The following is a 12,895-nucleotide window of genomic DNA, read 5'->3' on the forward strand; positions in this document are numbered from 1 at the left end:
GAAGCCAACATGGAAACCATACAAGTCCTAGGTGACACGTACCGCAATACCGCCACCAAAACGGTATTGGCACCCGAAGAGACACCACAAGCGGTCACAGTGATTAACCGCGACACTTTGGAGCAGCGCCAAGCAAGTTCATTAAGCGAAGCCGTCCGCTACACCCCGGGCGTAAATACCGAACTTCGCGGTGGGGCCGTGACCCGTCTCGACCTTTTCAATATTCGTGGTTTTATCAACTATCAAAATTTTTACGACGGGTTAGCGATCCCTTACAACACCTGGAATTTACAGCCACAAATTGATCCGATCGCGATTGAGCAAGTCGAGGTTTTTAAAGGACCTACATCCGTGTTGTACGGAAATATTCCACCGGGTGGTATGGTGAATATGATCGCGAAAACGCCTCAGCGTGAAGCCGCGCATCGGGTTGGCGTCAGTACTGATACAGAGGCGCTGCGAGAAATATCAGTCGACAGCACCGGAGCGATTCAAGATACCTCGTTGGCCTATCGGATGGTGGCGCTGGCACGGAAAAAAGACGGGCAAGCCGGGCATTCAGAAGAAGAGCGTTATGTCGTGGCTCCGTCGCTAGATTGGCGTATTTCGCAAGATACCTTAGTGAATTTTAATCTATATTATCAAGCGGATCCGGCTGCGGGCATTTATACGTCGCTACCAGCAAAAGGCTCAGTGCTGCACAGTGACCAAGGCAGCCTTTCGAGTGACAGTTTTTCCGGTGACAACAACTGGAATACCTACGACCGAGAGTTTTTAATGCTGGGCTATAAGGTGCAACACCAACTCGCTTCTGATTGGTCACTACTGCACACCGCACGATACACCGATGCCGATTTACTGCAAAAGAACATGTACCACCAAAAAAGCAGTGATGACAGACACTATCCGCGTAATGCGTACCTGACAGATGAAACCATGGAATCGTGGGTGGTTGATACTCAGCTTTCTGGCGATTTGCGCTGGGGGGCAGCGCAACATTACACCTTGTTTGGCTTGGATTATCAAAACATGTCGTCCAATGTTGGCTATGACGATACCCTTGCAGGTGTGGTGCCGGCTATTGATATCTTTGAGCCCAATAATAACCAGGTTGACCCAAGTTCACTTAGCTTCGTTTATCAGGATCAGCATGACATTGAGGTCACGCAGACCGGACTCTACGCCCAAGATCAGATCCTTTGGAATCAATGGGTCTTCCTCGCTGGCGCGCGATACGATGAATATGAGTTAAAAGATGATCAGCAAACATTGTTTGCTGGGTCACCGAGTACCTCTGATAAAAACATTCGCCACTACAATTTGGCGTTTCGCGCCGGAGCCATGTACCAATTTGATAACGGTATTTCCCCTTATCTCAGTTACTCCGAGAGCTTTGAGCCGACAGACATGGATAATCGAGGTAATGTCTTTGATCCATCGAAGGGCGAGCAGTGGGAAGCAGGCCTGAAGTATTTATCATTGGATGGGACGACAGGGCTCAACTTGGCGTTATTTGAGCTGACTAAGCAAGATGCCTTGGTCAACGATCCCAATGATTCTTACGCCAAAATTCAAACGGGTGAAATCCGTTCGCGAGGCGTCGAAATTGAACTGAGTCATGCGCTGAGCCTAGATACCAATGTGGCCTTAACCTATAGCTATATTGATATGGAGATCACCGACGATCCTAATCTTGATGGCAAGACACCGGTTTGGGTGCCCGAGCAAACGGCCAGTGCTTGGGTGAACCATCAGTTAACCTCCGGATTAGAAGTGAGCGTGGGGGCGCGTTATGTGGGCGAGTCACAGGGTAACGCGAACAATACCTTTAAAGTGCCTGATTATACCCTGTTTGATACCGCTCTAAACTATGATCTTGCTCAGCTAGATACGTCGCTATCAGGAGCAAAATTGTCACTATCTGCAACGAACCTGCTGGATAAAACGACATATAGCTGCTTCGACGAGCTGAACTGTTGGTATGGTGATGAGCGGAATGTAAAAGCAAAAATTACCTTTGATTTTTAAACCGCGTTTGTGAAAAACAACGCCCCCGTCAATGGGGGCGTTTTTGTTTATCGTTTGGGTTGCGCATCAATGCACTGGCCATGCACTTCAACACCTTCCGGGGCCATGAGGTAGACGTAGAGCGGAATAATATCGAGTGGCGTTTTTAATGTGTCGGGATCCTCGCCTGGGAAGGCGCTGGCGCGCATGCTAGTTCGCGTGCCACCTGGATTAATCGCGTTCACTCGTACCTTGGTGTCTGACATTTCATCGGCCAGTACTTGCATCATTCCTTCCGTGGCGAACTTAGAAATCGCGTAGCTGCCCCAGTAAGCACGGCCTTGATGACCCACGGTAGACGTGGTAAACACCACGCGCGCATCATCAGACTTTTTCAGCAGTGGCAGCAAGGCTTGTGTCATCAACATGGTGGCTTTGACGTTCACTTGCATCACATCGTCATGCGATTTTTCATCGATTTGATCGAAAGGGCTTAGCACGCCAAGTAGGCCAGCATTATGGAGTACACCGTCTAAACGACCAAATTGTTGGTCAATGGTATCCGCCATGTCGAGATAATGCTGCCGGGTTGCCCCCAGCATGTCTAAGGGAATAATGGCAGGTTGTGGTGCGCCCGTGGCAGTAATTTCATCGTACACAGCTTCAAGTTTTTTCACGGTGCGGCCGAGCAAAATCACCGTCGCGCCTTTTTCGGCATAGCTCAGTGCCGCTTGACGACCAATACCAGCGCCGGCGCCGGTGACCAAAATTACACGCCCTTGAAGCGCGTCGGAGGTTACTTGATAGTCCACAGTACAAATCCTTATTTATTGTTAAACGTAGATTATTGTAAGGTTGCGGGTAATGTGTGACAACCAAGTGCGTGATGCACTGGGCTGAGGCATTGCAAACTCAGAGATAAAAAGAGGATACAACATTGGAATTCATTGCGGATTATGGGCTTTTTTTAGCGAAAGTCGTCACCTTTTTAATGGCAGCGGTGGTGTTAGTGGCACTGCTACGCGCGGCGAATGATAAAGGCGGACAGAAAGGCAGCCTGAAGCTTACCGATTTAACCGATAGCTTTAAGACCTACCGGCAGTCGCTCGAACATCATCTTTACAATGAGTCATCGTTAAAAGCGCGCGATAAAGACGAGAAAAAGGCGAAAAAGAAAGAAGAAAAGGCACAAAAGGCCGCAGCGAAGAAGCAAACGGCGCAGCCAACACAGCGCGATCCACAACTTTTTGTTCTGACTTTTAAAGGCAGTATTGATGCCCGCGAAGTCGAGGCATTGCGTGAGGAAGTGACCGCCATTTTGTCGGTAGCGACCGAACAAGATGAAGTTTTGGTTAAACTGGAAAGTGGCGGCGGCATGGTGCACGGCTATGGGTTAGCCGCCTCGCAACTGGCACGCGTTCGTAAAGCCGGCGTACCGCTGACTGTCGCGGTTGACAAAGTCGCGGCTAGCGGTGGCTATATGATGGCATGTGTGGCCGATAAGCTGATCGCTGCGCCTTTCGCAATCATTGGTTCGATTGGTGTGATTGCCCAGCTCCCCAACTTTAATAAGTTGCTCAAGAAAAACGATATTGAGTTTGAGCAGCTGACCGCAGGGGAGTTTAAACGTACCTTGACCATGTTTGGTGAAAATACCGATAAAGCGCGTGAAAAATTCAAAACCGAGTTGGAAGAAACGCATGGTCTATTCAAAGCGTTTATCACCGAGCACCGCCCTTCGTTAAATGTTGATGAGGTCGCAACCGGCGAGCACTGGTTTGGCAACCAAGCATTAGAACTTGGCTTGATTGATCAAGTCTGCACCAGCGACGAGTATCTTTTTGAGGCGGCCAACAAGGATCGTAAAGTGCTATCGGTCTCTTATCAGCAGCGCAAAAATATCGCTGAGAAATTAGCAGGAACCTCCGCTGAGGTGGCCGATCGTGTGTTACTTAAATGGATTAGCCGAGGCCAGCGTCCGCTGGTGTAAGCAAGCGCGCGTGCATGATACCGGTATATTGCACATAAAATAGGGCATCGTCGCATTGACTGCTGGCATGCCTTTGGCTTGGCGAAATCACGCTATGATGGGATAAATATCAAGAATAATGTGAGCCAAGCCAAAAATTACCGTATCCACTTAGCTATTTTACAGGCGGCAATGGTAATGATTAGCGCGCTTTTTGCCGAAAAGTGGCATAGCGAATAACCGATACACTACTATCACAATTGGTTAACAATTGTGGAAGGTACGAGCAATCAGCGTGTTTTACTGCGAATTTAGTTGATATTCGGCTAGACTCGCTCAATATTGTAAAACAGATAGCGGCATTCCAATATCGGAGTGCAACGCAACGAATTTTCGACAGTTTTAGCGCAAAGGGCGTCAATTAGGTCATTATGGGCAAATCTCTCGTTATCGTGGAGTCCCCTGCAAAGGCGAAAACGATCAACAAATATCTCGGCAAAGATTTCATTGTGAAGTCGAGTGTCGGGCATGTGCGTGATCTGCCTACTGGAGCGACCCAGGGCGGTAAAAAAGCTGCACCTGTGTCTACGAAAGGGCTCAGCGCCGAAGAAAAAGCGCGAATTAAGAAACAAAAAGAAAAGAAGGCGCTCATCAATAAGATGGGCGTCGATCCTTACAACGGTTGGCAGGCGAAATATCAAGTGCTGCCGGGCAAGGAAAAAGTCGTTGCCGAACTCAAATCACTGGCCGAGCAAGCTGACCATGTTTATCTCGCAACGGATTTAGACCGCGAAGGGGAAGCCATAGCTTGGCACCTGCGGGAGCTGATCGGTGGCGATGAAGATCGTTTTAAGCGTGTTGTGTTTAACGAAATCACCAAAAATGCCATTACCCAGGCGTTTGAAGCGCCGGGAGACGTCAACATTGATGGCGTCAATGCACAGCAAGCCAGGCGTTTTCTCGATCGTGTGGTGGGCTTTATGGTGTCACCGCTGCTTTGGAAAAAAGTGGCGCGCGGTTTGTCGGCAGGGCGTGTGCAATCGGTCGCGGTGAAATTGTTGGTCGAACGCGAGCATCAAATTAAAGCGTTTATTCCTGAAGAGTTTTGGGATGTGCATGCGGACACGCTCACTCCTAACGAGCAGGCACTTCGATTGCTCGTTGCACAGCAAAACGGAAAAGCCTTTAAGCCGAAAAACAGCGATGAGGCGATGGCCGCGGTGGCCGCGTTGGAAAACGCGAGCTACGTGGTACGTGATCGTGAAGATCGCCCCTCAACCAGTAAGCCATCTGCGCCCTATATCACCTCAACACTTCAGCAAGCCGCCAGTACGCGGTTAGGCTTTGGGGTGAAGAAAACCATGATGTTAGCGCAGCGTCTTTATGAGGCGGGTTACATCACCTATATGCGTACCGATTCGACCAACCTCAGTAAAGAGGCGGTGGACGCAGCGCGGGGACATATTGCCAGCGAATACGGTGAACAATATTTACCTGAGTCGGCGAACGTCTACGGGGCAAAAGCCAATGCGCAAGAAGCCCACGAAGCGATCCGTCCATCGGATGTTGGCGTGACGGCGAGCGATTTGCAAGGTATGGATCCTGATGCGCATCGACTGTACGACCTGATATGGCGTCAGTTCGTGGCGTGTCAAATGGTACCGGCTAAGTACGACTCCACCACATTGACCGTAGAGGCCGGTGAGTTTTCTTTGAAAGCAAAAGGGCGGATTTTACGTTTCGATGGTTGGACGCGCGTACAGCGCCCGACGGGTAAAAACGAAGATCAAATCTTGCCTGCGGTGGAAGTGGGACAATCACTGACGTTGAGTCAGCTTGATCCGAAACAGCACTTCACTAAGCCACCGGCGCGATTCACGGAAGCGGCTTTGGTTAAAGAGCTGGAAAAAGCGGGTATTGGCCGTCCGTCCACGTATGCGTCGATCATTTCGACCATTCAAGATCGTGGTTATGTGCGCGTCGAAAATCGTCGTTTCTACGCAGAGAAAATGGGAGAGATCGTCACCGATCGTCTGACCCAGAGCTTTGCAGACTTGATGGATTACGACTTTACCGCCCGGATGGAAGCGTCGCTGGATAAAATCGCTGAAGGTCAAGCCGATTGGAAAGGCGTGCTTGACGACTTCTTTGCCGACTTCACCGCAGAGCTAGAGCAAGCGGAACAAGACGAAGAAGAAGGCGGGATGAAACCGAACAATATGGTCATGACGGATATCGATTGTCCAACATGTGGCCGTAAAATGGGTATTCGTACTGCATCAACTGGCGTCTTTTTGGGCTGCTCAGGGTATGCATTACCGCCGAAAGAGCGTTGCAAAACCACCATCAATCTGATGGATGAAGACGGCATTGTTAACGTCCTAGAAGAGGATGTTGAAACCGCGGATCTTCGTGCCATGAAACGTTGTCCGATTTGCGAAACGGCGATGGATTCATACCTGATTGACCAACATCGTAAGCTTCATGTCTGTGGTAATAACCCAAGCTGTGAAGGTTATGTGGTCGAAAAGGGTGAGTTTAAACCGAAAGGCTATGACGGTCCGGTCGTTGAGTGTGACAAATGTGGTAACGATATGGTGCTGAAAAATGGCCGCTTCGGGAAGTACATGGGTTGCACCAATGATGAATGTAAGAATACGCGCAAGATCTTGAAAAACGGTGATGTTGCACCACCGAAAGAAGATCCTGTGCATTTCCCTGAACTGCCTTGCGAAAATTCGGACGCCTATTTTGTGCTGCGAGACGGCGCCTCGGGGCTGTTTATGGCGGCAAGTAACTTCCCTAAATCGCGTGAAACTCGCGCGCCGCTGGTGGAAGAGCTCGATCGCTTTAGAGATCGTATCTCGGAGAAATTCCAATACCTTGCGGATGCACCACAACAGGATCCTGATGGACGACCGACGGTAGTTCGTTTTGCACGTAAAACCAAAGAAAACTACGTGCGAAGTGAAGAAGACGGTAAGCCATCCGGCTGGTCAGCTTTCTTTGTCGATGGTCAGTGGGAAGTCACTGACAAGCGCAAGAAGAAGGCCAAAGCCTAATGAGATTCAACCCGCCATCACGGCGGGTTTTTTTTCGTCGTTTTTAGCGGCCGTGATACCGACGTTTGATCTCTACCAAAGTGCCTCTGGTTTGTGCTGCTAAGATGCGACTTTGTATTGAGCCACGAGGCACCATGGAGCTGCACCAGTTAGTTAATACACTTGGCCAAGATCTCAAGCACCGCTATGGCGAACGGGTGCATAAACTGACGTTGCACGGTGGTTTTAGTTGCCCAAACCGCGATGGTACGTTGGGACGGGGCGGTTGCACGTTTTGTAATGTGGCCTCGTTTGCGGATGAAAAAGCGCAACATGCATCGGTCAGTCAACAACTCAGTCAACGCGCCAAAGAAGTGGATCGTGCCCGCCGTTATTTAGCGTATTTTCAGGCTTATACCAGCACCTATGATGAAGTCGCCCGTTTAAAAGTGTTGTACGAGCAAGCACTGGCCCAAGAGCACATGGTGGGATTATGTGTGGGAACACGTCCTGATTGCGTGCCGCATGCCGTGCTCGATTTGCTTGCAGATTATTATCAACAAGGCTTTGAGGTGTGGTTAGAGCTTGGCTTACAAACCGGCCATGATAAAACGCTCAAACGCATTAATCGTGGGCATAACGTCGCGGTATACCAACAGGTCGCAACAAAGGCCCGTGCCTTAGGGATCAAAGTGTGCACCCATTTAATTGTCGGCCTGCCAGGGGAGGAGATAACGGCCCATCAACAGACGATTGATACAGTGGTAAATACGGGCACCGATGGGATCAAGTTGCATCCGCTGCACATCGTTGAAGGAAGCACCATGGCAAAGGCGTGGCGAGCTGGGCGACAAAGGGAAATTTCGTTCGACGATTACATCGCTAGCGCCTCGATGATGATTCAGCGAACGCCACCAGAGGTGGTTTACCATCGGGTATCGGCAAGTGCACGTCCACCCACATTGTTAGCACCTGCCTGGTGTGAAAATCGCTGGCTTGCGATGACAGCGATCGCCGAGACACTCACACAAACAGGCGCACAAGGGGCCGCGCTGGGCCACCCCTTTGTGGGGCGCTAGCCGATTGAATCTTTTGATCTAGCGGAGTTGATCCTCTGATGCCGTTGGCAAGACGCGTTGCATCAGTCTTTGCAACACTCTGCCAATATCTTGCAATATCAGGTACAAGCAAGGCACAAGAATCAGTGTGAGCAAGGTTGCGAACATCACGGCAAAGCCTAACGCCACTGCCATGGGGATCACAAACCGTGCTTGTAAGCTAGTTTCAAACATGATCGGCAGTACCCCGGCAAAGGTGGTGATGGAGGTGAGAGTGATGGCACGAAAACGCGCGCAGCCGGCGTCAATCACCGCTTGTTTGACTGCAACGCCCGCTTGCCGAGCCCGGTTGATGTAATCGGTCATTACCAGTGAATCGTTGACCACCACACCTGCCGCGGCAATTAAGCCAAAGGTCGACATCAAGCTCAAATCGATATCAAACCAATAATGTCCCCAAATGGCGCCGGTGAGACTAAATGGGATCACCGACATAATAATCAATGGCTGGGTGTAACTTTTTAATGGTACGGCAAGCAATGCATAGACCACGATCATGCCAGCGATAAAAAACAGCAGTTGCTCACTTTGCTGAGCTTGTTGCTCCTCAATCGAGCCACTGAGCTCACTGGTGACTTCAGGATAATCGGCCAACACATCAGGTATTACCGATTGTCGAATCGTTTCAACCACTTGGTTGGGTTCTACTTGCTCTTCATCAATGGCGCCATAGACGTAGACAGTGCGAAATCCTGCTTCACGGCGAAGGCTACTGATCCCAGGCTGTTGCTCAAAGTTGACCACATCACCCAGCATCACTTGTTGCCCCGTTGGCGTCGTGATCACGGCATAGCGTAGCGATGAGAAGGTTTCTCGCGTGCGCTTTGGATACCGCACCATGACTTTGATTTCTTCACCGTCTCGGATCAATCGCTGTGCTTCACCGCCATAAAAGCTGCCCCCAACTTGCTGGGCAATGGTCGTCAGATCCAGCCCCAGATCATGGGCGACGGGAGTGAGCGAGATCAGAATTTCCTGGCTGCCAGAATCCATCGAAGAGGATATATCGAAAAGCCCTGGTTGCTGATTAAGGCGTGACATCAGCGCCCGCCCAGCGGCATTGAGGGTCTCAATATCGGGGCCGAATAACAGGTAACCAAATTCATCACCTTGTTCTCCGCCGTTGACATCGTCTTGAATGGTGAGCTTTTTCACCCCCGGAATATCAGGCATGGCATCGCGCCAGCGCCGAGAGAGTTCAAAAGTGGTAAATGGACGAACGGCATCATCCACCAAGGGGATTACCAGCTGCCCAGCGGTTCGGCCCTCATTAAATACCAGGGTTTCTTTGATCATGGCTTGGCCGGTTTCCGCTTGAGTGTTGTTATCAACGTCGTAGACCATTCGCTCGATAGCTTTTAGGGCAGCGATGGTTTGTTCGCTCGATGCGTTGTTATTCATCTCTAAACGAATATTGGGGAAGTCATGTGGTACTTTCGGCGTCGGCACCATACGAACGTGGCTGGCCACCACCAAAGCAATACTGATTGCCAATAGGGCAATGAATACGGTAAGTACAGACCAACGCCAGTGTGTGGCCCGGGTGACTGTACGACGATAAGGGCCGTGAATGAATTGCTGAAAACGGCGGTTAAAGCGTTGGCGTAAGCTATTTGGTTTAGGGGTAGAAAAGTGGGTATGAGCAAGGTGTGCTGGAAGGATGAGTTTGGATTCAATCAAACTAAATACCAGACACAAGATGACAATGGCGGCGATACCAAAGAAGAAGGCACGCTCTGGTCCACTAGACATCAAAAAAGGGGCAAACACTGCAATGGTCGTTAATACCCCAAAGGTAGCGGGCGTTGCAACCCGTTGAGCACCGGCAACCACGTTATTCACACCACCGCCCTTATGCTCGACTTCGGTATAAACGCTTTCGCCTATCACAATGGCATCATCAACGACGATCCCCAAAACCATAATAAAGGCAAATAACGACACAATATTAATACTGACCCCTATCACTGGCATCAGCATAACCGCGCCAAGAAAACAAACGGGCAGTCCCACGAGCACCCACATTGCTAGCTTGAAGCGTAAAAAGAGGGTCAGTAACAACGCGACGAGCACCGCCCCTTGCAGCAAGTTTTTGAGCATCATGTCCAAGCGCGCGTTTAAGTAGTGGGTCATATCAACCACGGACTTTAGCGCCAAGCCGGCTGGAAGCGTGTTGTTTTTCGTCTCGATGTAATCTTTGACTGCGGAGGCGACGGTAACCATGTTTTGCGACGCTGTCGCGTTCACCGAGAGAAAGATGGCATTTTGCCCAGAGTATTTAAAATAGCGCTCACCTTCGGTAAAGCCATCTTTAATGGTCGCGATATCTTGCAGTCGTAGCCGGCTACCATTTGGACCAATTTTAATCGGGATCTGTCGAAATTCGTCGCCGCGATAGCGTTGGTTTTCCACGCGAATGGCGATCATACCGCTATCGGTGCGCACTTCACCGGCTGAGAAGTTGGCTGAATAGCGGGCTATGGCATCACTGACTTGACCCAGAGTGAGGTCGTATTTTCTTAATTGTTGCGGTGCAACTTCAATGGCGATTTCGTAGTTAGGGGCACTGAGCTCGACTAATGTCACATCGTTAAGTTGAAGTAACTCGTCTTCGATGTTTTGTGCGACGGGTTTTAGCTCGGTCAGTGGCTTGTCGCCCACCACCGCCATGCGTATCACTGTCTGTCGAAACTCAACTTGCGACACATTGAGCGGCTCCATAGACGCGGGCAGATTAGAAATGGCATCGACTTTCTGATTCACCCGATCCAACACCACATTGAGGTCTTCGCCAACATCCACTTCGATTTCGACACGGCCAAAGCCTCGGCGTGCTGTCGATACCACAGACTCAATGCCGGTGACATCTTTAATGGCTTCTTCCACCTTTACGAGGATGCTCTCTTCAACCTCTTGTGGCGAGGCGCCTGGGTAGTCAGCAGTGATATGGATATAATTAATTTCGATGTTGGGGAACATCTGACGTTGAATAAAGAAGTAGCTCGCGATCCCCATGATCAATACAAAAATCATGATCAGATTCGCCGCGACAGGGTTATGTGCAAAATACGCAATGAGACCACGAGGTGGCGTAGGGGCTTCATTCATCGTCGTCGTTCTCCTGCGCAACCTGCGATGGCACGCGTACCGTCATTCCCGCTTCAGGAAACTCGGGGGGCGTTGTCACAATCTGGTCATTGGCACTTAGCCCTTGGTCCGCATAAAGGTATTGCCCTTCGGCACGGACAATATTCAAGGCGCGAGATGAAAGTTGGCCCTTGCCATCGACCACCCAAACTTGTCGATTATTTGCCAAGGCTTGGGGAAGTTTAAATACTGCGTCTAACGTGGTGCCGTTAAAGGCCACCTCAACATAACTGCCGAAGGGCAGAGTTGGTTTAGGCGAGCTGATACCGTAGGGGTCATCAAGACGCACAACCACACGCATCATCCGTGTACTTTGTTCCACAATCCCTAAATCACGCACCACGGTGCCTTCGCGATGAATCGGCGATGTGCCATTTCGTGTCAGCGAGGCCTGAATCCCTTCGAGTTGTTCGGGCAGAAATGCACTGTCAAACCCAGCCACAGGTACGTGGACTTCCGCCACTTCAACATTGTTGATCGTACCCACAGTCGTGCCTGCGCTAATATATTGACCCACACCGATATCGCGTGAGACCACTAGGGCATCATAGGGTGCAGTGACTTGACAGTTATCAAGATCGCGTTGAGCGCGTTTTAATGCCGCTTGGGCCGACTTCACCCGCGCCTTGGCCGTTAATAGTTGTGGTTTGCGTAAATAGAGATCGGTGACCTGTGTCGGAGGCAAGCTTTTTGCTTGGCGCTTTGCCACTGCGGCTTGCGCTTGTTCTTCAATGAGAGCGGCTTGCGCGCTGGCGAGATCGGCCTCTGCACTGAGCACCGCCGCCTGATAATTATCCGCCTCAATAGAGAAGAGCACGTCGCCACGTTTTACGATGCCACCGGCGACAAAATTCGGGTGCCAATCCATGACTTCTCCCGATACTTGCGCGGAGATTTGCGTGGTTTCCAGCGGCATTAATTCACCATGCCCCGTGATGACTACTTGATGTTGCGTAGGCGTGATGAACTGCGTATCGACGATCGGCGGAGGAGGAGCGGGATTATCGACCTGTGTCTCTGATTCCGTTGCCGCAATAGCAGTATAGCCAAGGTAGCCGAGCCCTAATACCACTAAGGGCAGAATCCAACGTAGTCCTTTCATTAATGATGAGTCCTTTCTGTGCGTCGCCATGTGTAGTGTGACAGCCGATTCGGGTTATATGTCTATTAACTAATTTATCATGTAACGTCAGTACTGTGATGACACGCTMACTGATCTTTTGAATTTCATCATTTTTTGTTGCACTCAACACGTTACGACTGAGTGTGTCCTCCCGATCGCCTCGTTTCGGTCATCCGGCATGTGTCTTTTGCTAAAACGCAAACCTGTTCTTTTTTTCCAATAGATAATTACATAGTTAGTTTTTATCTCACTTATTTTTACGTTTTTTACGTGATTTCTCTGATTTTGTTGGTAAAAAACAAGCGTTGAACATGTATGCAATCTTGTTAATTTCCACAATAAAAAAAGAAAGGGGTTTTTTTACGATTTTAACGTAGCGTTATAGGGGTTTATTGAATAAGAGAGGCTGTTTTATATGCCTATGGGAATAACGATGGGTACGCTTGTTTTAAGGTGTATTTGTGAGCTAAAAAATAAAAAAAATATACTA

Annotated in this window: 7 protein-coding genes; 4 read left to right on the forward strand and 3 right to left on the reverse strand. The window is 49.8% G+C overall.

The window, feature by feature from the left end; genetic code table 11:
• Positions 1 to 9: 9 nt before the first annotated feature.
• Positions 10 to 2,028, forward strand: coding sequence for a TonB-dependent siderophore receptor (locus BZG75_RS13525; RefSeq protein WP_241824071.1), 2,019 nt, complete (start codon positions 10 to 12; stop codon positions 2,026 to 2,028).
• A gap of 47 nt (positions 2,029 to 2,075) precedes the next feature.
• Here the strand turns inward: BZG75_RS13525 and BZG75_RS13530 are convergent, their stop codons facing one another.
• Positions 2,076 to 2,819: a YciK family oxidoreductase gene (locus tag BZG75_RS13530; RefSeq protein ID WP_021023934.1), complete on the reverse strand. Its 744-nt coding sequence runs from the start codon at positions 2,817 to 2,819 to the stop codon at positions 2,076 to 2,078.
• A 125-nt stretch (positions 2,820 to 2,944) separates the two neighbouring features.
• Between BZG75_RS13530 and sohB the strand changes: the two genes are divergently transcribed.
• From sohB to BZG75_RS13545, 3 genes are all read left to right on the forward strand, one after another.
• Positions 2,945 to 3,997, forward strand: a complete 1,053-nt coding sequence (sohB, locus tag BZG75_RS13535; RefSeq protein ID WP_021023935.1) for a protease SohB — start codon at positions 2,945 to 2,947, stop codon at positions 3,995 to 3,997.
• 410 nt (positions 3,998 to 4,407) lie between these two features.
• Positions 4,408 to 7,038, forward strand: coding sequence for a type I DNA topoisomerase (topA, locus tag BZG75_RS13540; protein WP_077577265.1), 2,631 nt, complete (start codon positions 4,408 to 4,410; stop codon positions 7,036 to 7,038).
• A gap of 134 nt (positions 7,039 to 7,172) precedes the next feature.
• On the forward strand, positions 7,173 to 8,096 hold the full coding sequence (locus BZG75_RS13545; protein ID WP_077577266.1) for a TIGR01212 family radical SAM protein: 924 nt from the start codon (positions 7,173 to 7,175) through the stop codon (positions 8,094 to 8,096).
• An 18-nt stretch (positions 8,097 to 8,114) separates the two neighbouring features.
• Here BZG75_RS13545 and BZG75_RS13550 read toward each other — a convergent pair whose 3' ends face one another.
• Together BZG75_RS13550 and BZG75_RS13555 are read right to left on the reverse strand one after the other, a co-directional pair.
• Positions 8,115 to 11,243, reverse strand: a complete 3,129-nt coding sequence (locus BZG75_RS13550) for an efflux RND transporter permease subunit (protein WP_077577267.1) — start codon at positions 11,241 to 11,243, stop codon at positions 8,115 to 8,117.
• Positions 11,236 to 12,384 carry an efflux RND transporter periplasmic adaptor subunit gene (locus tag BZG75_RS13555; RefSeq protein WP_077461052.1) on the reverse strand — a complete coding sequence of 383 codons (1,149 nt, stop codon included), beginning with the start codon at positions 12,382 to 12,384 and terminating at the stop codon, positions 11,236 to 11,238. Before BZG75_RS13555 ends, BZG75_RS13550 begins: the two co-directional genes overlap by 8 nt.
• Between the last annotated feature and the right edge of the window lie 511 nt (positions 12,385 to 12,895).

It is taken from the genome of Salinivibrio sp. AR640 (assembly GCF_001995405.1).
Lineage (GTDB): Bacteria > Pseudomonadota > Gammaproteobacteria > Enterobacterales > Vibrionaceae > Salinivibrio > Salinivibrio costicola.